We start from the raw sequence: 23,257 nt of genomic DNA on the forward strand, positions 1-23,257 counted from the left end.
GCCCTCTCCGGGCCGGTGTCACGGCCCGGTGTAGGAGACCGAGAACGAGTTGCCGCCGGAGGGATCGGAGGGCGTCGAGTAGGCGACGCCGTTCTGCACCAGCGTGATCTTGTCGTTCGCGGTGAGACCGGGATTGGCGCCGTTGGCCGTGGCGCCGGTGAAGCTGAACGTCGTGAACCGCGGCGGCGGGCCCACGGCACCGTTGACCGTGGGCGTTTCCTCGATCCACTCCACCGACGCGTCCGGGCCGGCGTAGTCGAGGGCGCCGCGGAAGGCTTCGCCGGTGGTGTCGTCGGTGAGCGTGATGCGCCAGGCGGTGCTGGTGCGGCTCTTGGTCAGCGTGGCGGTCATCGCGTCGCCGCCGTGGATCGTCAGCGGAAGCCGGGTTTCGGCGGCCGGGAGGATCTCCCACCAAGCGTGGTAGGTCGCCCTGCCGTTCTCGACGTAGGCCGCGGTACCGGTTTGCAACAGGTTCGCATTGGCGAACCCGTCGATGCCGACCCACTGCGACGAGTAGTGGTTTCCGGAACCGGAGACCGTCGGCACGGTCCAGTGCCCGGTCACGGCGGTGAAGGTCCCGGTGAGCGCGTACCCGGACCAGTTCGTGGACGTGGACGCGTTGTGGGCGTGCGCGAAGGCGGCGTTCGCGGCACCGCCGGCGGCCGGAGCCACGCCGAACGCGACACCGGCCGCGGCGACCGCCACGACCGCGAAAGCACGCAGGACTTTGCTGGACATCGGACCCTCTCCCCTGGTTCCCACCTCTGGGCGCCTCTGGTGACGGGACCACCGTGACACTGGCCGTCGACAATCCGTCGACAGTGCCGCCGTCACCGCCGACCGGGACGAAGACGTCCTCGCACGCAACCAGCCGCCGGGCAGACCCCGCCGCCTGCTGATGCGCCCGCACGATCGTGGAGTCCACACTGACATCCCACGTGATCCGCCCGGCCGGAGCCTGCAACGCGGTCAGAATCCGCTGCCGGACACCCGCGCGCCGCCACCGCCGGAACAACCCATGAACAACCGCCCAAGACCCCCGGCGATCTCCGGTCGGAGCAACAAGATCTGGTTTTCCAGGAAGCTTTCCGTGGCCGACGGAGACGTACACAGCTATTGCGAGACAGTACCTGGAAGAATCGTCTCGAAAGCAGCGTCCGAGCATCCAACGCACCGGTTCGCCGGCATCACGGCGGGGTACGCGGATCCGCGGTTCGCCGGGCCGCACTCGGGGGCGCGCCTGTTCGGCCCGTTCACCGTGTCCGTGCTGCACAACTTGGTTCACCTGTTGTCCGGCGTGCTGGCCGCGCCTCGGCCTCGGCCTCGCGATGATCGTCTCCGGGTCGCCACCACAGCGCTCGACCGATCCTGCGGCCACTACCCGGAACCGGAAATACAAGGTCACTGAAAGGACTTGGCGGTGTCCTCGGACAGTCCCAGGTGACGGACGACCTTCTTGTTCGTCTTTCCGGCCCCCGTTCCGCGCAGCACCTGCGCCTGACCGACCTCGCCGCCGCGATCACCAACGGCACCATCGACCTGACGACGATCCTCGTCCGCCGCCGATCCGGACCGCTGCGGCGGAAGCAACCAAGGCGCGGATCAGCTTCGCTGTGGTGCCACCAAATCGGCCGCGGACCGGCGAGCAGCGGCCGCGGCCGCGCGGTACGCCTCTGCTCGGCACCGGTGTTCTCCGTCCGCGGGACCGCCTCGCCGGGCCAGCCGGTCATGCCGCTCGGCGGCGTGATCGTGCACCCTTGCCGTGCTGAGCAAGGCGGCCCGAACCAAGAGGTCCGCGGAGTTCTTCCGACGCATGGCGTCCTCCACCACGGCACTGGCCCGCGCCGGCCATCGGCCGCCGGCACACGGCGTCACACTTCGGCCCACGTCATCCAATCGTCGCCCTCCCGCTGCACGCCCCACGCCGTCGCCACGTCCTCGACGAGCAACCGACCCCACTCGGCTTCGGCACCGGCGGAAGCAGCGCAGGACGGCGTGGCTGCCGGCGTGGAGATCACCTCGACGTGCGCGGCGACCGGCATGTCGAACCGGCACAGGTGGACCTCACGCACCCGGCTGCCGTGCCGCTGCGCGTCCGTCACCAGCTCGTCCACGAGGAGGAGGAGATCGGTCAGGCGCGCCGGCGACAGATCCGCGAAGATCCGCGCCGTCAACCGGCGTGCTTCCACGCCGACCAGGCCATCGGACGGCAGGTCATCGCACGACGGACGCAGGGTGACGATGGCGGGCGGGGCATGGCCCATGGTCTCCGCTCCTCCGGTCGGGAAACTTCACCCAGGCGTACCCGGCATCCGCGACGCCTACACCTGCCCCGCAGACCGCCACCGCTCACCAAGGCCGCATCGAGTTCGGAGCGTGCCGGGCCGGGGTCGGATCACGGCGCCGGACGCTCGGCTGACGCAACCGGTTCTGATGTGTGCGGTGGCCGACCGGTCGGGGGGCGTGCCGCCCGGCCACCGCAACACCCAGCCAAGAGGCGTCCTGGTGCCCCAGATGACGTCCACTCCCAAGGATCACCGGATCGGGTGAATTGCATCGCGCTGACCACTCGTGGCCGAGGCCTGCACCTCAGAAGCCGAATCCGATCGATCGGACCGGCCGCGCAGCAGGGTCATTTGATCCGCCACCGTTCGTCTTGCCGGGAGCAGGCACCATCGCGACAGTGACAGCGACGGAGAGACATCGGATGTGGCAAAGGCGCTGGGTCCGGGCGCGGAGGCCGGCGGGGCTGGGCAGCCTTGTCGATCAGCCGACAGCACTGTGCTGCTCGACGAGGCGCTTGATGTTCGCCAGAGTTCCCTCGAGGCCCTGCTGCACAGTTTCGTCCCCGTCGGGAACGCGTGTCGTGTGCATCCGGACCTCGACTTCAGTGCCGTCTCCGGCCTCTCGAAGTTCCAACGAGCCGTGGTAGCTGTTGGCACCTTCGGCGCCCCATTCGACGCGGTGGGCGGCGGCGTCGACCCGGAACCATGCGCTTCCTTGGACCTGCCGGCCGTCCGGGAGTTTCGCCGAAGTGACCACCTCGTCGCCTTCGCCGCGGCCGGCCGACGTCATTCTCTCGAAGTATCGAGGCAGATTGCCCACTTCGGACAAGTAGTCGAACAGTGCTTCTTTTCCTGCGTTCACGTTGGTTGCCGCACGAAACTCGGACATCTTGTTCTCCTCTACCGTCATTTGGTTTGCCGGTCTGGTAGTACGTCGCAGGTCGTAATGCCGCGCGGGCCGGGGGAAGGAGGTGAGAGCCCCCGGCTCGCGCGGCGGGCGAGCCGCAGCCTGCGCGAGCTGTGGTCAGGCGCGGCGCGGCGTGGTCCGGTTCCGGGCTGCGGTGGCGACGCCCAGGGCGATCATGCCGACACCGAGGCCGAGGTGCAGCCAGTTGTCGGCGGTGTTGACCGGAACGAAGTTGGCAGCGGAGTCGTGGTCGATGATCAGGCCGTAGACCCACAGGACGAGGTAGATCGCGCCACCGCCGATCAGGTAGCGATGGGCGCCGTGGGGGGTGCGGGCCAAGGCGAGGCCGGCCACCCCGAACAGCAAGTGCACGATGTTGTGCAGCACCGAGACCATGAACAGCCCGAGAAGCATCGCCATCGAGTTGTGCCCGGCAAAGGTCAGCTGGTCGTAGTCGGTGGTCAAGCCGGGAATGAATCCGCCCAGGCCGACAAGCAGAAAAACCACCCCGACCACTGCGGCGATCACCTGGCCAGGGGAACGCGTCGTCGTTCTCGTCGATTCGGCCGAACGAGTCATGATCATCCTTTCCGTGCCGCCTCAGGAGGATCGGCAGAACTGTCGATCTCGTGGCGGACGTCAGTCCACGTGACAGGCACGGGACAGCTGAACAACACCAGCGGGGACGCAGAGCGGAACGATCAACAGAGTCGCGCGCGATCTGTTATAGGGCACACAAAACAGCCGCCCCAACAGGGACTTGTGGCACGGGAACGATCATGACCACCCACCTCCTGGGCACTCCGAATTCGGCTGGGCGAGTGCCGCCAGGGGCTGGGGCGGTGGTGTCGACCGAGTGGAACGTCAACACCTGGACCGATATCCAGCGTTGCACGAACGATGCAAGACGGCAAGTGGAACCCTCAGCCGGCAGGTGGGCCCCCTCCGCCCATCACTTCACAAAGGTGGAGCGGCCTGGCGTTGTCACCACTGCAGCAACGCCTCCGCCGCAACCGGCGTCGGCACCTTCGCGGCGGTGGTACCCACGGTTCCGGGCGAGAGCGGCCGGCTTCCGAAGCGGACGCGATGCAACTTCAGACCGGGGACTCGACGGGATCTGCGTCGAGCCTCATCGACCGGACGTGCGGAGTACGCACTACGAGACCGCAGTCCGCGCGCGGAGCCTGGAGTACTCGGGCAGCCGCGGCTCGTGCTTCTGCGACGTGATCACCATCTTCTCCACGACCGGGCGCAGTGCCCTGGAGGTGACGACGCGATGCAGCCCCCGTGTCAGGACCAACCCGGCCGAGGTCTCCGGGTGCATCAGCCGGGGCATACCGGGAGCGAGTCCCTGCGCGCTGTCGACATAACGCCGCAGGAGCTGCTCGTAGCGGGCAAAAGCGCCGACGTGAGTGTCACCTGGCTCGCGCAAACTGCGCCCGAGCTCGCCCGCGAGCACGTGCGCGCCGACCAGCGCCAGCGTGGTGCCCATTCCCGTCGGTCCCGACCCCCACGCGGCGTCACCGACCACCCCGATCCGGCCTGCGCTCCACCGCGACATCACGACCTGGCCCCACCGGTCGGTGTAGAACTCCTCGGGCCGGGCCGCGAACCCGTCGAGGATGCGCTCGGTCTGCCATCCGGCACCACGAAAACTCGCACGCAGAAAGTCGATCTGGGCGGCGGCCGGCAGTGTGGCGAACCCTGCAGACCGGTCGGGGAAGCTCAAGCTGGCCCGGATCGTGCCGACGTTGTCGGGGCGGGCGTTGACCACCCGGCCCCGCGTGGTGGTCATGAAGTACCACCAGTCGTCGTCCTCGGGGCGGCGGTCGATCGTGCCGAAGGCGACGTTCAGGCCCTTGTCGCGGTAGTGGGTTTGCTCGGGCAGAAGCAACCGCCGGGTGCGGGAACTGCGGCCCTCGGCGATGAGCAGCAGATCGAACCGCTCCCGGCGCCCGGAGTCGAACCGCACGTCGATGCCGGTGGCGTCCTGGTCGGCGCCGGCGACGAAGTCACCGTAACGGACCTCGACGCCGTCGGCGATGGTCCCGAGCAGGATGTCAGCGAGCCGTCCCCGCAGGATCTCCAGCTCGGCCGTAGGTCCATCGCGACCCTCTTGGCGCTCGATCTCGGCGTAGACGCGGCCCTGCTCGGTGATGAACCGGGTGCCGGACTCGCCGGTCAGCTGGCCGAGCACGGCATCGCGGATGCCCATCCGCCGCACGATCTCGTGGCCGAGGCCGCGGATGTCGATGTTCTGCCCGGCGCCGCGACGCTGCGGCGATCGTTCGAGGACGACGGGCTGGAAGCCTTCGCGCAGCAGGCCCCAGGCGAGGGCGGGACCACTGATGCTGCCGCCGGTGACGAGAACGCGGGGACGGGTTTGTGCAGACACCTGAACTCCTCTTCGGTGAAGTAGTTACGCCATCAAGCTACTTGACCGAATGATATGTTGCCACCCGAACAAGGAGGTCGTGTCATGGATGACGAGCGGACGCCGGATCAGCGCGTCGTGCCCCAGCTTCGGGAGTTCGCCGCCGCCGGCGACGAGCTGGGCAGGCTGTTCGCCCGCACCAAGCGGATGCACACCACCGACGCCGCCGCCATGGTCGCGATCCTCACCGCCGAGGACCAGGGCGCACCCATGACTCCGGCCCGCCTCGCCGAGCACGTCGTTCTCACCACCGGAGCCACGTCGACACTGCTCAACCGGCTCGAAGACGCCGGCCACATCATCCGCACCCGCGGACACAGCGATCGCCGGGTCGTCACGCTGCACTCCACGCCCGCCATCCACGCCTCAGCCGACGCGTTCTTCGCCGGGCTCGCGCAGCGACAGAACGCTGTCCTGGCCGGCTACACCGACGCCGAGCTGTCCCTCGTCGAGACCGTCGTCGACCGGTTGACCGGGGTTGTGAAGGACTTCGTGGAACACCCACCGACCGACGACTGACACCACAGGGTGCCGTCGAGCCTGCTGCAGTCACCGGCCGGCCACCGTCAACCAGCCGGATACCGAACCGCCGGTGAAGGTGGGCGGCACCGGCCTGGGGACTTATCCGGCGCCACCCACCAGGAATCGTCGATCCCGCGTGTGCTGGCTGAACGATGGGCGGTCGCTTGGCGGCAGGAGCAGCGTCCTCCATGGTCGAGACTGGACCCGCCTCGTCCACATCGGACAGTTTCCGGACGGACACCTCGCGTGTCCGGGCAGGACAGAGTCGACAGCGGCAGACGGCCGGGCAGGTTTACGATTGGCGCGACCGGGTACCAGCAACTGTTCGCTGGTCGCCTTTCCGGGGGTTCGTGGTGCAGGTCCGCAAGAAAATCGCCGTTCGTGTCGGAGACATCGACCAGGCAATCGCCGTTCTGGCCAGGCAGGGTGTGCACCCCCGCCGGGCTCGTGCCACCCTGTGCGAGATGGCGCGCGAACGCCACATCTCCCTGGGCCAGTGCGCCTCCCTGGTCGCGAGCAGCCTGAACGGGACCCGCAACTGAAGACGACCGTCAACCGCCGGCTGCTGCTCACCCTGTCCCTCGCGAGCGCGGCATCCGCCGGTGGTACCCCAGGGCAAAACCGCAGGCCACCCACGGCACCGGCTTCTCTCCTGGTCGGCTTCTGCGGCGCACCCGGCTCGGCCGCACTCGGGGCCATGACAGGAGATCTGACCGAGGCCGCGCGCAAACTCCGCGAAACGATCAGCAGCTACCCACCGGAGCGACCGGTCGTCCCGGTGGTCGAACTGATCGCCACGACCGCGCACCGATCACCCGGTGCCGACGGAAGTCACCCTGGGCGAACCGCGTGTAGGGGTTGATCGTGCCGGTGGTGAACCGTACGCCAGCGGCGCCCAGCAGACGAACCCGATACCGAGCTCTTCGCACAGCGGCAGGACTTGTTGTTCCGGCCCGCGCCACAGCAGGTTGTACTCGCGACGGGCGACGCTGCTCGGTGCCACGCCAGATCCGGTGACGTACGCGCCAAGTAGGTGCCTCGAGTGACGGTGGGCCAACTCCACTGACGCTTGACAACACCTCGTGTCGAGTGACAGCCATCCTGGCCGACCGTAGTGGCCACATCTGCGCGGCGTCCAAGCCTGTTGACACGGGCAGCTCGCCGGGGTGCCGTGAGCCGCCTCGGCGACGTCGTCCCACTGTTGCCAGACCGCCGGCCGGCTGTCTTACTCGGTGCGAGCGCGCTCCAGCTTGCTGCGAACGGGCCCGCCGGGACTTCCGGCGGGCCCGTTCGGGCTGCAGTTCCAGGCGGGCTCGCCCGTGAAGGTCGCCGCCAGACGCTGCCGTCGACGGTGTCGGCGCCCCAGTTCGCGATGGACCTGCGGCCGGCGGACGCCCTCTCAGCTGCCTCAAACCGCGGTCGACGCCAGCTCTCCGATCGCCTTCACCAGCTCCGCCACCAGCCGCTCCGGGAAGTCGATGCCGAAGCGGCGGGTGTCGGCCGTGACGTGCACGCTCAACCCGGCGTCGTTCAGGGCCTCCACGCGGATCGGCAGACTCGTGTGGTCACGCATGTCCTCTTCCTCGGTGACCAGCCCGGCGGCCAGCAGTTCGTCGCGCGGGTGGAAGTGAACGTAGTTGAACATCACCTCGAACGGGTCGCCCGCCAGCAGTTTGCGCACCGCCGAATGCGGGAACCGGCGGTGGGCCAGCAACTCGTTCTCCGCGGCGAGACACCGGCGGGCTGCCGCGCGCCAGTCGCCGTCCGGGACGCCCGGGCGCACGGGGAGCTGGTTGAGGAACAGCCCGAGCGTCACGTCCGCGCCCACCTGTTCGGGACGGCCGTTGAGGAGCAGGCCCACCACGGGGTCGTCCGTGCGCCGTACGACGCCGACCGCTGCACAGTTCACGGCCAGCAGCAGGCTCTTCAACGGCACGCCCCAGGCCGCCGACAGTTCCTCGAGCCGGGCGGCGTCACCCGATGGGATCTTCGCGCTCACCTTGCGGTGCACCGGCGGCGCGTCGCTCGAGGCTGGTGCCGGCGGCAGTGTGTCTCGCAGCCCCTCGGCGAACCGGACCGCCTCGGGATCGGCCGCCGCTTCCCGTTCCAGCCGGACGAACTCGCGGTACCGGGCCGGGACGGGCAGTTCCGGCGGCACGCCGTCGAGAAGGCCGGCGTAGGTCCGCACCAGCTCGTTGAAGAACACCGCCTCGCTCCAGCCGTCGAGGATCGCGTGGTGGAACGAATAGGCCAGGACGAAGGAATCCGCGCCGGCCGCCGCCGCGTGGACCCTCAGCAGCGGGGGCCGCTCCACGTCGAACGGGAGCGCGAGCTCACCCATGACCTCTTCGTACCGCGACGTGCGCGACGCCTCGCCGAGTCCAGTCCAGTCGGAGACAGCGAGCGGGATCGCCGCCTCGGCTTCGACGACCTGCATGGGCTCGCTGAACGTCGTCAGGTCGAACCTGGTCCGCAGCACCGGGTGCCGGGCGGACAGGCGGGCAAGCGCGGTGGTCAGAACGGCCGGGTCCAGCGGCCGGGTCACGGTCCGCGCCACCACGTCCAGGTACGCCGCGCCCTGGCTGACCAGTCCCTCGAAGATGAGCCCCAGCTGCAACCGGGCCGCCGGATAGACGTCCTCGGCGCCGTCTGGGACTCTGGCCCGGTCGAGCGGCGAAAGCAGGTCCGCGGCCGGGCTGCCGCCCGCTTCGGGTGTCCGCAGGGCCGAACACGCGCCCCTCGGCGTCGGGTTCCGGAACAGATCGATCAGGGACAGGCCCAGTCCCGCTTGCTCGGCTTCGCCGATCACCTTGAGCGCGAGCAGGGAGTCGCCGCCGAGCGAGAAGAAGTCGTCGTCCGGTCCCACCTTCTCCACCCGCAGGATCCGTTCCCAGATCTCGGCCAGTACCGTCTCCGCCTCGGCCACGTTCGCCCGCTTCCCTTCCGTGTTCACCACGCCCCCAGTTCCGTCGCCGCCACGGTGTGCCGGTCCCCTTCCGCGAACTCGAACCGGTACCGCAGCGCCGCATCCACCTTCGCGATGATCGGTGCCAACCCGGCCACGTCGGCCGTCTCCCCCATCACGATGTCCAGCTCCAGGGTCTGCACCCCGCCGGGGTAGGGAGTCTCCGGCCTGGCGTACGGCCGGTACAGCGTCACGCCCGGGATGTCCCGCACGGTCTCGGCGCCCTCGATCTCCCGCACCGTCACCTCCCGGCGGGGAGCCGGGTGGCACAGCTGGAAGTACGCGCGCCCGGTGTAGAACCCGGGCACCTCGACCCGCTCGCCGAGCGCGATCCGCCCGGCGACCTCGACGAGGCTGAGCCCGAAGGCCCGGCCGGCCAGTTCGTTGATCCCGCCGCCGAGCCGGCCGTTGACCTCGATCACCCGCGGCCCGTCCGGGGTCAGCTTGATCTCGGTGTGGGTGAGGCCCATCCGGACGCCGACCGCGGTGACCGCCGCCCCGGCCAGTGCCCGCACCTCGGCCGTTTCGCCGGGATCGAGCGGCGAAGGCCAGAACCGCCCGGTCTCCCGGAACGGCGGGACCATCGGGAACTTGCCGGTCACCGACAGGTCCGTGATCTCGCCGCCTTGGACGACGCTGTCGACCGACACGTAGTCGCCGAACGGCCCGCAGTCCCGCCCGGGGAGGTACTCCTCCAGCACGAGCGTGCCGCCGGTGAGCAGTCCGGGCGCGGACTCCCCGAGCAGCTGCCGGACGAGCCGTCGGCCGGTTTCCTCATCCGGGACCGGGAAGGTGTTGCGGCTGCCCCCGCCGTGCGCCGGCTTCAGCACCGCCGGCAGCCCGGTCTCGGCGACCGCCTCCGGCCAGTCGGCCGCGGTCTCGATGCGGCGGCACCGCACCGCGTCCACACCGGCCGCCCGCAAGGCTTCCCGCTGGTGCCACTTGTCCGTCAGGCGCGCCAAAGTCGCCTCGTCGTGGAAGGGCAGCCCCAGCAGCCCGGCCAGTTCCCCCGCCATGGCGAGGCCGCGCTCGGCGTAGGTGACGATCCCGCCGGGGTGGTGCCGGGCCAGCTGGACGGCGGCTTCGGGCGCCGCCTCGGCGACCAGGACCGTGCCGAACCGCGCGAGCAGCGGTTCCATCTCGCGGGTGTGCGCGTTCGGGGGTACGACGAAGACGCAGCGGGCCCAGTCCCCCAGCCCGACGGCGATGTCGCCGGGATGGGCCGCGCCGTCGTCGTACACGACCACCAAAGTGGGTTTCATCGGGTCCTCTCCGCACCGGCGAGGTGGTTGCGGGCCGGTGTCAGCCGTTCACGGATCGCCCGGCCGAACGCGTCGAGCCGGTCGCGGTAGTAGAAGTGGCCTCCGTCGAGCATCAGGGAGCCGAACGGGCCGGTGGTCCACCGGCTCCAGCCGGCCAGGTGCGCCGGGGTGACCCACGGGTCGTCCCGGCCGCCGAGCGCCAGCAGCCCGGCCCGGACCGGGCGCCACCCGGCCGGGGCGTAGCGGGCGAGGAGCAGGTAGTCCGCGCGCAGCACCGGGATCATCAGGTCCGCGACGTCGGCCAGCTCCGCGTCCGACACGGCGAGGTGCCCGCCCGAGGCGACCTCGGCGAGCCAGTCGTCCCGGCTCATCGCGAGCACCGTGCCGGCGTCGAGCCGCTGGTCGTCCGGCGCCCGGGCCGCGGACGCGGCGAGCAGCTCGACGTCCGCGCCGAGGTCGTCGAGCGCGAGCGCGATCTCGTAGCAGAGCACCCCGCCCAGGCTGTGCCCGACCAGGACGAGGGGACCCGGGCAGCAATCGTGGATCGCCGCCGCGCACTGCCCGGCCAGCCGGGGCAGGTCGGTGGCGTTCGGTTCGAGGTGGCGTGGCCCGCGGCCCGGGTACTGCAGGGCGACCGCGGCTTCCCCCGGCCGCACCAGTTCTCCAGCCCACTCGGCGACGGCGTAGGCGCTGCCGCCGCCGAAGGGAGCGAACACGAACGTCCGCGCGGCCCCGGCCGGCCCCGTGTCCCCCAGCTGCCACAGCTCGGGGCACAGCCGCTGCCGGTTCACCTCCGCTCCGGTTCGCGCCGGATGCTTGCCGGGCGGATGTCTTTCCACACCTCGGAAATCCGGTCGAGGCAGTCCTGTCTGCTGCCGCGGAAGCCGGCCGCCCGCCAGCCCGGCGGCACCGGCGTCGACACCGGCAAGAGCGAATGGCGGTCTTCGGCGTCGACCACGATCACGTAGTCCATGGGTCGGTACCTCCGGTTCAGAGCTCGACGACGCTGACGGCGGGCTCGGCCACGGGGGCGGCCCCGCCGTCGAGCGCGGCCGCCAGCTCGGCGGCCGTGGCGTGCTGGTAGAGCTGCGTGATCACCAGGTCCGGATAGGACCGTCGCAGGCGGGCGAAGACGGTCAGTGCCTTGAAGGAGTCGCCGCCGATCTCCAGGAACCGTTCCGCGCGGCCGATTCCCGGCCGGCCGAGCACGTCCGCCCAGGCGTCCAGCACGAGCCGCTCGGTGGCCGACCGCGGGGGGTCGCCGGCGACCGTCGCCCGGGCGGTCCGGCCGGCCGCACTCCGCAGCGCGGCGAAGTCGGTCTTGCCGTTGAGGTTCACCGGGATCGTGTCGACGAAGTGCACCCGGCTGGGCACGAGCGCGGACGGCAGGACCTCGCGCAGCGCGCGGCTGAGCTCGGCCGGGTCACCGGCTCCGGTGACGTAGGCGACGAGCTCCACCGGACCGCCGGCCACCGGCTCTTCACCGGTCACCACCGCCTGGCGGATGCCGGGCCGGGCCAGCAGCGCGGCCTCGACCTCCCCCGGCTCGACCCGGTTGCCACGCACCTTGAGCTGGCGGTCCGCCCGGCCGAGGTAGTCGAGTTCGCCACCGGGGCCGGCGACGACGACGTCGTCGGTGCAGTAGTACGTCCCGTCACCGAGCTCGACGAACTTCGCCGCGGTCAGCTCGGGTTCACCGAGGTAGCCGTCGGCGAGGCAGTCGCCGCCGAGGTACAGCACGCCCGCCTCGCCGGGGGCGAGCGGACCGCCGTCCCCGTCGAGCACCCGCGCCCGCACGCCCGCCAGCGGCGTGCCGACCGGCACCCGGGGCAGGTCGGCGTCCTGCGGGCGGACCCGGTGCGTCGTCGCGAGGATCGTCGCTTCCGAAGGCCCGTAACCGTTGTGCACCTCCAGGTCGGGCCGGACGGCGAAGATCGCCCGGGCCAGCCGGGGCGGGAAGGCCTCCCCCGCCACGACGAGCAGGGTCCGGGGCAGCAGCGCGGCCAGGTCGCCCTCCGCGGCCAGCACCTCCAGCTGGGACGGGGTGTAGGTGAGGCAGTCGGCCGGGTGGTCGCGGAGGTCGGCGGCGAGCGCGCGTGGATCGAGCGTGGTGTCGCGGCTGTAGACGTCGAGCCGTGCGCCGGAGAGCAGCGCGCCGTAGACCGACACCTTGCCGAGGTCGGCCGCGAACGTCGTGGTGAGGCCGAAACTCGCGAGGCCGGTGGCGGCCACCCGCTCGAAGAAGGCCGCCGTGTAGTTCAGCACCGCCCGGTGGGTGACGACGACCGCTTTCGGCACCCCCGTGGACCCCGAGGTGCACACCAGGTAGGCGACGTCGCCGGGTGCCACCCCGGGCGCGACGCGGTAGGGCGCCGACGCGGTCTCGTCGACGACGGTCGCCGGGGGCGCTGCGGACGGCAGCCGGGCGAGGTTGCGGTCGTCGGTGAAGACCGCCCGCGCTCCGGTCGTGGCCAGCAGTGCCGCGATCCGCGGGTCCGGGTCGGTCGTCTCGATGTGCACGTACGCCGCCCCGACCGCCCAGGCCGCCAGCACGGCGATCATCGAGCGGTGGGACCGGTCGAGCAGGGTGGCGACCACGTCACCGCGGCCGACTCCCCGCGCGCGCAACCAGTCGGCGGCGGCGCCGGCGGCGCCGGCCAGCTCCGGGTAACCGAGGACCGCGGCGTCCTGCCGCAGTGCGGGACGGTCGCCGGCGTTCGCGGCGGCCGCCGCGAACGCGTGCGCTCCGGTCGGGACCCGGCGCAGCGGGTCGGACGGGCCGGGCATGGGCACTCCTTCGGTCGGGCGGCCCGCGGTCATCGGCTCAGACCGGAGCGGTGAGCGGCGGCGGTGAGCTCGGCGAGCGCGCCCACCGATTCCGTGGCCAGGTAGGTCTTGAGGACCAGCCGGACCCCGAAGGCGTCCTCCACCGCGGTGAACAGGCGCAGGGCGGTGTGGCTGCTCCAGCCCGGCAGCTCGGCGAAGCGCCGGTCCGGCGTGATCTCGGCAGCCGGCACGTCGGTCACCGTGGCGACCAGCCGGGCCAGTTCGGGTGCGAGGTCCGTGGTGGTTTCAGGCATGAGCGGTTGTCCGTTCTCCGAAGTGCAGCGTGAGCCACGGGGGCGTGAGCGGGTGTTCCCGCGGCAAGGACAGGACTCGCCGGCCGGCCTCGTGCCCGGTGAACCCGGCGTCGGTGAGGAACTTCTCCGCCGGCCCGTTGCGGCCGGTCGGCCGGAACCCGGCTTCGAGCCGGTCCACGCCGGCGGCCGTGGCCAGGTCGGCGACGGTCTGCAGCACGGCGAACTCGATCCCGCGTGCGAAAACCCGGCAGCTCATCACCATGTTCTCGATCAGCCAGCACCCCTCGTGCCCGGCGACCCACACCGCGCCGACGACGCCCTCGTCGCCGAAGCGGTCCGCGACTTCGAAGGCGAGCACGAGCCCGTCCGGTGCCGCGGCGAGCTCCCGGGTCCGCTGCTCGGAATGCGCGTGGCCGGTGAAGGTGAACTGGTTGGTGCGGGCACCCAGCTGCACCACCCGGGGCAGCTGGTACTCATCGGCCGCCCGCACGCGCACCACCAGCTCCAGGCCGGCGAGGTAGTCCTCTGTGGACGGACGGGTTTCCTGCCACCGGTGCCGTTCTTCGCGGGCCTGGTAGAGCTCGGTGCGCCGCCGGTCCGTGTCGGTCGTCGCGAGCACGTCGAAGTGACCGCCGGCCAGCAGGGTGCCGACGTGGTCCGCCGGATCGCCGTCCAGCCGGAGCACCGCCACCTCCGGCAGCGCACCGCGGACCAGTTCGCACTCGAACGGCGAGTCGTCGGCGAAGACGAAGCTGTCGAGCCCGAGGTTCAGCTCGGCGGCGATCTCCGCGAGACTGCCGTCCTTGGCGTCCCAGCCCGCCTTCACGGCCACGAAGTCGCCGCGCCGCAGGAGCAGCGCGGGGTGCTCGGCGAACACCCGCTCCACCAGGTCCGGGTCGTTCTTGCTGGCGATGGCCAGCAGGATTCCCTGGCGCCGCAGTGCAAGCGCGGCGCGCTGCACCGCGACGAAGGCGTTGCCCGGGTACAACGGGCCGACCTCGATGTTCTCCGGGCCGTCGTCGCCGAGCACCCCGCCCCACACGGTGTTGTCGAGGTCCAGCACGAGGCACTTGCGCGACGTCCCGGCGAGCGCGCGGGCGTACCCCGCGGCTTCCCGGGCGTAGCACCACTCGAGCCCCGGCGACCACGCCATGCCGGCGAAGCGGTGCAGCCGCTCGTCACGCAACGGCACCGGCGAGCTCGCGAGCAACGTCTCCAGGTCGAGCACGTCGACGCGGCCGCCCGGCTCGGCCAGGTCGAGGAGGCCGAGGTTCAGCTCCCGCCAGAGCCGGCCCAGTGTCGCGCGGTCCCGGTGCGCGATGAGGGTCCGGGGCCGCTCGGCCGGCAGCGGCACGGTGTGGACGAGGATCCGGCCGGTGCCGTGCCGGGCGAACGCCCCGACGGCACCAGTGAAGCGGGCCAAGCGGTCCCGGGTCTGCGTCCGGGCGTCGTCGAGGTCCTCCGGGCTGGACTCGTCCGGGAGGAAGAGCCGCTCGTCGGTGAGGCACAGCGTGAGATCGGGGGCGAAGCGGGCGAGCGCGGAGTCGCCGGCTTCCAGCTGCAGCAGCAGCCGGTCCGGCGGCGTGAGCTCGATCCGGGCGTCGATGCCTGCCGCGAGCAGGGCGACCCGCAGCAGCGGCACGACGCCGTCCGCGGTGAAGGAGGCCGCGACCGCGACCCGCAGCGTGCGTGGCGCACGTCCCGCGGGCAACAGCAGGGCCGGGTCCGTGCCGGCCAGCAGCCGGGCCGCTTCGCGGACCCGGCCGACGTCGCCGGTCCGGGTCAGCAGCGCCGGCAGGCCGGGATCGGGTGCGGCGCCCGGCTCGGCCAGGCGGCGCACGCGGGCGAGCAGATCTTCCACGATCATCCTTGTCCTCGCTCGGGAACGGGTTCAGATCCGCAGCAGCGTGCACGCCCAGTGCATGCCGCTGCCCGTGCTCAGCAGGGCGACGACGTCGCCGGGCACGAGCTCCCCGCCCGACAGCAGCCGCTCCAGGCTGATCAGCTGGTCCGCCGGGCCGCAGTGGCCGTGCGCCAGGGCCTGCTCGACGTTGGTGCGGTCGAGCGGAATCCCCAGTTCCTCGGCCAATGCTGCGAAGGCGGGCCGGTTGTCGTGCAGGTAGAGCACGCGCTCCAGCTCATCGACCGGGACACCGGCCCGGTCGCAGGCCCGCTGGAGCACCTCGCGGGTCCGCGCGCCGAGCCCGTCGGCGAAGGCCAGGGCCGCGCGGCCGTCGCCGTCGAAGAACCGGTCCATCCGCTCGGCCATCGGCGCGATGCCCACCGGGAGCGTCCCGGTGAACGGCCGGGCCGCGCCGCCGGCCTCCATCCGCATGAAGCCGGCGTAGCGACCGTCGCTGATCGTCTCGCTCACCAGCCACCGGCAGCCCGGGTGGTCCCGGCGCAGCACCGCCGCCGCGGCGCCGTCCGCGCCGAGCGACGAACCCGTTTCGACGCGGTCCCAGTAGGTTTCGACGATCCGGTTCGCCGCGACCACCAGCGCGGTGCGGTAGCCGGGGTGGGTGGCGAACCGCCCGGCGACGGTGTCGAACGCCGTCACCCCGCCGCCGCAGGCCTGGGTCAGCAGCAGGGCCTCGGCCTGATCCGCGCCGAGCCGGTGCTGCACCGCCGCGGCGGGGTCCCAGTACAGGTATTCGGCGATGTCCGTGATCGCCAGGACGACGAGGTCGACGTCCGCGGCGGCCACTCCGGCCCGCCGGAGCGCGGCTTCGCCCGCCTGGACGGCCAGGTCCGTCAAGCCCACCGCGGGTTCGGCGCGGTGCAGCCGCCGGTACCCCCAGTTCCGCAGCTTGGCGACGTCGGCGCCGGGCAGGTCGCCGGGTTCGCAGGGGGTGCCCAGCGCCTGGCCGAGCGCGACGATCCCCAGTCCCGGTACCCCGGGAGATCCAGGGCCTGCCGGGATGCCGGGCCCCGCGGACGTGCCGGGGCCCGGGTCTCCCGGCGAGGGCTCAGCCCACGCCGTTGACATCGGCGGTGCTCACCGCGAACCGGCCGATCGCCCACGCCATCGAGCGGCCGTTCTGGTCGAAGATGGTCTTGTTGACGTTGGCGAGGGTGTCGCACGCCTGGTGGTAGCAGTGGTCGAGCATCTCCCCTTCGGTGCCACCGAAGAGCTTCACCCACTCCGCCGACTTGATCGTGTCGGCGCCGGCGTTGACCCCGCCGGCGGCGATGCCGGCGTTGACGAACGCGCTGTGGTCGGACCGGCCGTCGAGCTCCAGCCCGACCGTGGGCAGCTTCCGGTCGGCGAAGAAGCCGTTCACCAGCCGCGAGATCTGGTCGGATCCGGCCGGGCCGGGCCCGGTCGCGGTCTGTCCGTTGTAGACCTGCCGGGCGAAGTTCGGCGACCCGATCATCTCGAGGTTCAGGTACAGCGCGGTCTGGCCGCGCTGCTGCGTGCTCAGCTGGTCGACGTAGTACTGCGAACCCGCGAGCCCCTTCTCTTCGGCCGCCCACCAGGCGAACCTGACCCGGTTGCGGACCTCGGCCGCGTGCGGGGCCAGGCGCAGCGCGGTCTCGAGCAGCATCGCCGCCGCCGCGCCGTTGTCGTTGATCCCCGGCGCGGTGTCGACGCTGTCGAGGTGCGCGCCCATCACGACCGTGTTGTCGGCGCGGCCGGTCGGCGTGTCCGCGATGAGGTTGTACGTCGTGGTGGTGATCCCGCCGCCGCGCAGGTCGACGTGCAGCGTGACCGGGCCGGCCGCGACGTCCGCCACGAGCTGCTCGGCTTCACCGCGGGGCAGGGTGGCGGTGGGGATCCGGGCGTCCTCCGGCGGCACCATGCGGTAGCGCAGGTTGAGGTCCGGGTTGGGCGAATCGGCGTTCATCAGCATCGCCGACGCCCCCGCCGCCGCGGCCACGAGCTGCTTCTGGGTGATGAAGCAGTCGCCGACGCGGACCAGGACGATCTTGCCCCGGACGTCGGTGCCGGCGTAGTCGTCCGCCGTGCAGCCGGTGTCCTTTCCGGACGGGACGGCCGCCGTCGCGGTGAGCCCGGCGTCCGGGGTGGACACCGAGAACCGGGCGATCTGCGGGTGCAACGTCCGGGCCTGCGGCGCGGTCTCGGCGGCCGCCTCGGCGTCGATCCGGTAGTCGGGGAAGCTGAACTGCTGGCGCTGGACCGCGTAACCGGCGCGCTTCAGCGTCTTGGTCAGGTAATCCGCCGAGGCCTCGTACCCCGGGGACCCGGAGACCCGGTGCCCGCCGTTGGCCGCGGTGAGGTCGGCCAGGGTGGCCAGGTGGTTCCACGCGTTCGCGCCGGTCACCTCCTCGGCCATCCGGTCGGCCAGCGACCGGCCCCCGGCGCCTGCGGGGCCCGCGGCGGCGAGCGAAAGCAGGGTGGCTGCGGCCGTCAGCACGACCAGCGGCTTGCGCCGCAGCGGGGTGCGGCTCGGTGTTCTCTTCACGGGTTCTCGACTCCTTCGTCGTTTTCTTCGGACGGGGACGATCGCTCGATCGCGGCCCCGAAGTGCTCGGCGAGCTGCCGGACCGAGTCCTCGGCCAGCAGGTCGCCGCTGTAGCGCCACCGCACGTGGAGCCGGTCGCCGGCCACGCTCGGGTAGATCTCCAGCCCGCAGGTGCGGGGCAGGTCGTGCGAGCGGTCCCGGCCGACGAGGTCGGTGCGCACGTCACCGAGCGTCCCGGCCGGGTCGTCCCGGCCCGTGCCCAGGAACGCCGGGGCGCCCCAGAACGAGAAGAGCAGGGCCGGTGCGGGAATCGCGGCCAGCCGGCCGCGGACCAGCGGGTCGGGGTGCAGCCGTAGCGCGGGCTCGAAGTCGAAGCCGCCGCGAGGCACCGAACGCAGCTCCGCCGCGACCGCCGCCGTGTGGGCCTCGCCCGTGCGACGGCCGGGCAAGCTCAGCGCGAAGGGGTGGGTCGCGTTGAAGTAGCCGACCGTCCGCCCGAGATCCACGTCGCCCGAGAGGTCCTCCCGGCCGTGGCCGACCAGCTTGATCGCGACCTCGCCGCCGCGCACCCCGAGCCAGTGCTGCAGCGCGGTGCCGAGCCCGGCCAGCAGCTGCTCGTACCGCGTGGCCCCGGCGGTGACCGCGGCGAGCGGGTACCCGGTGTCCAGCTCCCGGGTCGCGGCCTCGACGCCGAACCCGCCGGGTGGCAGTGGCCTCAGCTGCGCACTCCACGACCGGTCCAGCCAGTAGCCGACGTCCAGCCGGTCCGGCTCTTCCCGGATCGTGCGGGCCAGCCGCCGGGTCCAGCTCGGGAAGTCCGGGCCCGGCGGCGGCAACGGCCGGCCGTCGAGCAGCGCGGCCAGTTCCTCGGTCAGGACGTTCCACGAGTACAGGTCCACCACGGCGTGGTGGATGGCCAGGACCAGGTCGTCCGGGCCATCCCCCGCGGCCCGCCGGAACACGCCGGCGCGGCAGACGGGCCCCTCGGCGAGGCTCAGGGTCTCGTGCAACCCGGTCGCGAGGTCGTCCACCGCTGCCGCCCACCGGGCCGGGGAGACGTCGCGCAGGTCGAACTCGGTCGACGACGGCGGTTCCGGCGCCACGGTCTGCGTCCAGCCGTCCCCGGCCGGGCGCAGCCGCGCGCGGAGCACGGGATGGCGCTCGGCGAGTACCCGCAAGGCCCGGTCCAGCTCATCCGTACCGACCGATCGCCGGAGGGCGTAGCCGACGCCGTGGTTCCAGTAGTCGGGTCGAGGTACCTCCCGGGCGAGGAACTCCAGCTGGGCCGGCGAAGCACCGATGTCCGTGTCGTCCGCCTCGCTCACGCGCTCCGCGGTCCGCTCGGGTTCGAGTTCGGTGGTGACCCGGGCGATGGCCTCGATCGTCCGGTGGTCGAGGATGTGCTTGGGCCGCAGCGAAAGCCCGGCCGCGGCCGCGGCGGACGCCAGGGCGATCGCCGTCATCGAGTCGCCGCCCGCTTCGAGGAAGTCGTCGAGGACGCCGAGGCGTCCCGGCCCGAACCGCTCGCCCCACAGGGCGGTGAGCCGCTCCTCCATCGGCGTGCGAGGCGGCACGTGGGCCGGCCGGCCCGGGACCGGTGGCCGTTGCGGTGCGGTTCGCACGGCCGCTGTCCCGGCGACGGACCCGACCCGGAACCCGGCGTCCTCGGCCACGACCCGGCCGAGCAGCCCGAGGTAGGCGTCGAGCCACTCTTGGGCGGTAGTGGCCTCGAAGGAACCGGTGTCGTACTGCAGGCGGCCGCGCAGTTCGTCGCCGTACTCCAGCAGCACGAGCCCGACCGGGAACGCCTGCCCGCCCTGGCCGACGTCGAGCAGTTCGACTCCCGGGCCGTCCGTGCCCAGCCGCGTCAGTGGTGCGACGTCGGTGGAAAGGCTGAACATCGTGGCGGCCAGCGGGTCCGCTGAGCCCGGACGGGCGATCCGCCGCAGCCGGTCAGTGGGCAAGCCCTGGTGCTCGACCGCTCGCAGCGACGCCGTCCGGACCGCGTCGACCAGCGCGCTGAACGGCTCTTCGGGCCGCACCCGGACCCGCACCACCAACGTGGTCGCGTAGTTGCCGACCACCGGTTCGTCTTCCGGCCGGCGGCCGGCCGCCGGGACCGCGACGCAGACGTCCGGGTCACCGGTGAGCTGCCACAGCAGCACCGCCCAGGCGGCGAGCAGCACCATGTTCGGCGTCCGGCGCGAGCGACGGGACAGCTCCCGCAGCCCGGCGGCCAGGTCCGGGGCCAGCCCGAAGACGACCTCGTCGTGGCCGGTGCCCGTGGCGGCCCCGTCGGCCGGGAGCGGGACGTAGCGGCTGCCGGCCAGGTAGTCCTGCCAGAACCGGGTCAGGTCCGCCCCTTCCGGACCGTCCAAAGTGGAGCGCTGGTCGGCGACGTGCGCGAAGTAGTGCCGGGCGGGGGTGGTCCCCGCGCCGCCCAGGTCGTCGAACAAGAGTCGCCACGACCAGCCGTCGACGAACAGGTGGTGGAACGTCAGCAGCAGGACGTCCCGCGTCCGGTCGGCGAACCGGGCCCGCACGACTTCGTACCGCCCGGGCCCGGTGTACGGCGACAAGGGCATGGCCACGAGGCCGCGCAAAGCGCGCAGCAACGCCTGGCGCGCTTCGGGTCCCCGCTCGGGGAACGCGGTCAGGTCGAGCTCCGTGATCACCGGGCGCACCGGTTCCGCCGGCGCGATCACCTGCTCGGGCGTGCCGTCGTGGCTGTCCTCGAGGTACGCCCGCACCATCGGGTGCCGGGCGGCGAGGCCGGTGAGCAGGGTGCTCAGGGCCGGCAGGTCGGCGTCGTCCGCGAGCAGGAACGCCGCGGGCAGGTGGTAGGTGGCCGCTTCCGGGTCGAGCCGGTACCCGGCCCAGATCGCGAGCTGCTCGCCCGACAACGGGCTTCGCGCGCCGGCGGGAGCGGTGGGAGCCACGGGAACCGCGGGCGGCTCGAGGGCGGACAGCGCCGCCTGTTCGGCGACTGCCGTCGCGAACGAAGCGAGGTCACCGTGGTCGAACAGGTCGAGCACCTCGACATCGGTGCCGAACCGCTCGTTGATCCGGGCCACCAGCTGCGTGCCGTTGAGGGAGTTGCCGCCGACGTCGAAGAAGTCGGCGTCGAGACCCAGTTCGGGTTCCTTCAGCACCTCCCGCACGAACCCGAGCACGACCGCGGCGACGTCGTCTTCCCCGGACTGCTTCGCCGGGGGCGGTTCACCGGCTGAGAGCGCTTTCCCGGGCGACGCGAGCGCGGGCCAGCAGTGCTCTTCGGCGAGCGGGGCCACCGGCAGCCGGAGCCGCCGGCGCGGACGCCGCCCGCGCAGGCCTCGCCAGTCGAGGTCGTGGCCGGCCAGGTAGAGCACGCGCACGGCGTCGAGCAGGCCGGTCGCCCTCGCCGGTCCGGGCAGCGCTTCGGACAGGGCGCTGCCGGGGGCGAGGTCGAGCACGCACGGGTCGTCGAACCCGGCCAAGGCCCGCTCGAGCGCCATCCGGTCCGGCGACGCCGGCGTCGCCGGAGCGGCCACCAGCGCGTCGGCCGTCGGCTGCGCACCCCGCAGCACGCGGGCGGCGGCCGCGCCGATCCCGTGGGCCAGCACCAGTGCGGGACGCACGCCCGCGCCGGTCAGCACGCGGTGCGCGCCGAGCAGCCAGACCAGCCCGCGCTGAGCCGCGGTCCACCCCGCCTCGGGGACGGCGGCCGCGGCCTCGGCGACGACTTCGGCGAACCCGGCGAACTCCGCGGCCGCCGCCCGGAGCCGGCGGGCCGGGACGTCCGGTGGCTCGCCGAGGGCCACGACCACCGGACGCGCTCCCGGACCGTTCTCCACCTGGTGCACCGGCCAGGTGGCGGCGAGCTGGTCCACCAGGTCCTTGCCATCCGACGTCACCCAGGCCGACCGGTACGCGAAGTGCTCGCGGCCGGTCCCGAGGACCTCGGCCGCGGCGGCCAGGTCGAAGCCGGGCACGTCTTCGGCGATCCGGTCGCGCAGCGCGCCGGCCGCTTGCCGCAGACCGTCGGCGGTGCGGGCCGAGAGCACGACCAGCTGCTCGTCGCCGGCCTCGATCGACGGGCTCGCCGCCGCGGGCCCTTCCTCGACGATCACGTGCGCGTTCGTGCCGCTGAGCCCGAACCCGCTGATCCCCGCGCACCGGGGCCCGTCGGCGTTGGGCCACGGTTCGCGGTGCGCGGCGATCCGGACCGGCGCCTCCGGCAGCAGCGGGTTGGGCGCTTCGAAGTGCGCGGTCGGGAAGATCTCGCCCACGCGGAACTGGGCGAGGATCCGCACCAGGCCCGCGAAGCCGGCCATGCAGCCGAGGTGCCCGAAGGAGCCCTTCACCGACGACACCACCGGGGTTCCCCGGCCGTACGGCGCGAACGCGGCCGCGAGCCCTTCGATCTCGATCGGGTCGCCGATCTTCGTCCCGGTCCCGTGTGCTTCGACGTAACCGATCTCCGCCGGCGTCCGCGCCGCGTCCCGCAGCGCGGCGGTGACGACCTCGGCCTGGGCCGCCGGGCTCGGCACGGTCAGCCCGGTGCTGCGGCGCGCGTCCTGGTTCACCGCGCTGCCCCGCAGCACCGCGTGCACGGTGTCACCGTCGGCGAGCGCGGCGTCGAGCCGTTTGAGGACCACGAACCCGCCGCCCTCGCCGTAGGCCGTCCCGTCGGCGGTGTGGTCGAACGGGCGGCACCGGTCCGACGCGGACAGCACGCCCAGCCCGTCGGCGCCGGCGGCGCGCCGGGGCAGCTCGCCCAGGACGAGTTCGTAGCCGCCGACGAGTGCGAGGTCGCTCTCGCCGCGGACAAGTTTCCAGCGGGCTTCGTGCAGCGCGACGAGGAAGGACGAACACGACGTGTCGAGCACCTGCGCCGGACCGCGCAGGTCGAGGTGGTAGGCGATGCGGCCGGCCGCGTAGGCGTGCAGGCTGCCGGTAGCGGCCGGGCCGGTGGCGCGCGCCTCCGGCGGCAGCAGGTCCGAGAGGCTGGGGTGCGGTCCGCCGTAACCACCGACGAGCACCGCGGCGTTCGTGCCGGCGAGCTCCCCCGGCGCGTAACCGGCGTCACCGACCGCGGCCACGGCCAGCTGGAGCATGCGCCGCTGGCGGGGGTCGATCAGTTCCGCTTCGGCGCGCGAAAGGCCGAAGTAGCGGTGGTCGAACTCCGTGACGTCGTCGACCCAACCGCCCTCCCGGTCGGCTTCCGACGTGACGACGCCCGTGCGCTCGGCCCGGCGCGCCGGCAGCGGCCGCATCGCGTCGCGACCGGCGGCGAGCACCTCGGTCAAAGTGTCCCAGCCGGCGCAGCCCGGAAGGTCGAAGGCGACGCCGATCACCGCAACAGCCGTGCTTGTCATGCCTGTCCCCCGATCGAT

General features: G+C 72.4%; 19 protein-coding genes. 3 read left to right on the forward strand and 16 right to left on the reverse strand.

Features of this window, described 5'->3' with window-relative positions:
- Positions 1 to 18: 18 nt before the first annotated feature.
- Positions 19 to 738 (reverse strand): G1 family glutamic endopeptidase, encoded by a 720-nt coding sequence (locus tag MUY22_RS42885; RefSeq protein ID WP_247053156.1) that lies wholly within the window; start codon positions 736 to 738, stop codon positions 19 to 21.
- A gap of 280 nt (positions 739 to 1,018) precedes the next feature.
- On the opposite strand from MUY22_RS42885, the gene MUY22_RS49875 reads away from it, so the two are divergent.
- A complete protein-coding gene (locus MUY22_RS49875; protein WP_371827540.1) occupies positions 1,019 to 1,408 on the forward strand; it encodes a DUF4383 domain-containing protein in 390 nt (129 codons plus the stop codon).
- On the opposite strand, the gene MUY22_RS42900 is transcribed toward MUY22_RS49875, so the two are convergent.
- The 5 genes from MUY22_RS42900 to MUY22_RS42920 form a co-directional block, all read right to left on the reverse strand.
- A complete protein-coding gene (locus MUY22_RS42900; protein ID WP_247053158.1) occupies positions 1,402 to 1,590 on the reverse strand; it encodes a hypothetical protein in 189 nt (62 codons plus the stop codon). The genes MUY22_RS49875 and MUY22_RS42900 overlap by 7 nt on opposite strands.
- Before the next feature lie 281 nt (positions 1,591 to 1,871).
- The gene (locus MUY22_RS42905) at positions 1,872 to 2,264 is read right to left on the reverse strand and encodes a hypothetical protein (RefSeq protein ID WP_247053160.1); all 393 of its coding nucleotides are present in this window, start codon (positions 2,262 to 2,264) and stop codon (positions 1,872 to 1,874) included.
- 502 nt (positions 2,265 to 2,766) lie between these two features.
- The gene (locus MUY22_RS42910) at positions 2,767 to 3,174 is read right to left on the reverse strand and encodes an SRPBCC family protein (RefSeq protein WP_247053162.1); all 408 of its coding nucleotides are present in this window, start codon (positions 3,172 to 3,174) and stop codon (positions 2,767 to 2,769) included.
- A gap of 135 nt (positions 3,175 to 3,309) precedes the next feature.
- Entirely contained in the window at positions 3,310 to 3,771 is a 462-nt protein-coding gene (locus tag MUY22_RS42915; RefSeq protein WP_247053164.1) for a DUF4383 domain-containing protein, read from the reverse strand.
- Between the two features lie 577 nt (positions 3,772 to 4,348).
- Complete coding sequence (locus MUY22_RS42920) at positions 4,349 to 5,587, reverse strand: FAD-dependent monooxygenase (RefSeq protein WP_247053166.1); 1,239 nt, start codon at positions 5,585 to 5,587, stop codon at positions 4,349 to 4,351.
- Positions 5,588 to 5,671: 84 nt separating this feature from the next.
- Here MUY22_RS42920 and MUY22_RS42925 point away from each other — a divergent pair, with 84 nt between their 5' ends.
- A complete protein-coding gene (locus MUY22_RS42925; RefSeq protein ID WP_247053168.1) occupies positions 5,672 to 6,145 on the forward strand; it encodes a MarR family winged helix-turn-helix transcriptional regulator in 474 nt (157 codons plus the stop codon).
- A 356-nt stretch (positions 6,146 to 6,501) separates the two neighbouring features.
- Positions 6,502 to 6,690 (forward strand): hypothetical protein, encoded by a 189-nt coding sequence (locus tag MUY22_RS42930; RefSeq protein ID WP_247053170.1) that lies wholly within the window; start codon positions 6,502 to 6,504, stop codon positions 6,688 to 6,690.
- Between the two features lie 866 nt (positions 6,691 to 7,556).
- Here MUY22_RS42930 and MUY22_RS42935 read toward each other — a convergent pair.
- The 10 genes from MUY22_RS42935 to MUY22_RS42980 are packed head-to-tail and all read right to left on the reverse strand — an operon-like array spanning position 7,557 to position 23,239.
- Positions 7,557 to 9,104 carry a condensation domain-containing protein gene (locus tag MUY22_RS42935; RefSeq protein WP_247053172.1) on the reverse strand — a complete coding sequence of 516 codons (1,548 nt, stop codon included), beginning with the start codon at positions 9,102 to 9,104 and terminating at the stop codon, positions 7,557 to 7,559.
- A complete protein-coding gene (locus tag MUY22_RS42940) occupies positions 9,098 to 10,375 on the reverse strand; it encodes an acetyl-CoA carboxylase biotin carboxylase subunit family protein (protein ID WP_247053174.1) in 1,278 nt (425 codons plus the stop codon). Before MUY22_RS42940 ends, MUY22_RS42935 begins: the two co-directional genes overlap by 7 nt.
- A complete protein-coding gene (locus tag MUY22_RS42945) occupies positions 10,372 to 11,166 on the reverse strand; it encodes a thioesterase II family protein (RefSeq protein WP_247053197.1) in 795 nt (264 codons plus the stop codon). Before MUY22_RS42945 ends, MUY22_RS42940 begins: the two co-directional genes overlap by 4 nt.
- Positions 11,163 to 11,348, reverse strand: a complete 186-nt coding sequence (locus MUY22_RS42950) for an MbtH family NRPS accessory protein (RefSeq protein WP_247053200.1) — start codon at positions 11,346 to 11,348, stop codon at positions 11,163 to 11,165. Before MUY22_RS42950 ends, MUY22_RS42945 begins: the two co-directional genes overlap by 4 nt.
- 17 nt (positions 11,349 to 11,365) lie before the next feature.
- Positions 11,366 to 13,162 carry a non-ribosomal peptide synthetase gene (locus MUY22_RS42955; protein ID WP_247053202.1) on the reverse strand — a complete coding sequence of 599 codons (1,797 nt, stop codon included), beginning with the start codon at positions 13,160 to 13,162 and terminating at the stop codon, positions 11,366 to 11,368.
- 29 nt (positions 13,163 to 13,191) lie between these two features.
- Positions 13,192 to 13,455, reverse strand: coding sequence for an acyl carrier protein (locus tag MUY22_RS42960; RefSeq protein ID WP_247053203.1), 264 nt, complete (start codon positions 13,453 to 13,455; stop codon positions 13,192 to 13,194).
- A complete protein-coding gene (locus MUY22_RS42965; protein WP_247053205.1) occupies positions 13,448 to 15,322 on the reverse strand; it encodes an HAD family hydrolase in 1,875 nt (624 codons plus the stop codon). Before MUY22_RS42965 ends, MUY22_RS42960 begins: the two co-directional genes overlap by 8 nt.
- Positions 15,323 to 15,346: 24 nt before the next feature.
- A complete protein-coding gene (locus tag MUY22_RS42970; RefSeq protein ID WP_247053207.1) occupies positions 15,347 to 16,444 on the reverse strand; it encodes a 3-oxoacyl-ACP synthase III family protein in 1,098 nt (365 codons plus the stop codon).
- A complete protein-coding gene (locus MUY22_RS42975; protein ID WP_247053209.1) occupies positions 16,425 to 17,882 on the reverse strand; it encodes a M28 family peptidase in 1,458 nt (485 codons plus the stop codon). Before MUY22_RS42975 ends, MUY22_RS42970 begins: the two co-directional genes overlap by 20 nt.
- Positions 17,879 to 23,239, reverse strand: coding sequence for a condensation domain-containing protein (locus MUY22_RS42980; protein WP_247053211.1), 5,361 nt, complete (start codon positions 23,237 to 23,239; stop codon positions 17,879 to 17,881). The genes MUY22_RS42975 and MUY22_RS42980 overlap by 4 nt, the downstream gene beginning before the upstream one ends.
- Between the last annotated feature and the right edge of the window lie 18 nt (positions 23,240 to 23,257).

This window comes from Amycolatopsis sp. WQ 127309 (genome assembly GCF_023023025.1).
In the GTDB taxonomy this organism is placed as follows: Bacteria; Actinomycetota; Actinomycetes; order Mycobacteriales; family Pseudonocardiaceae; genus Amycolatopsis.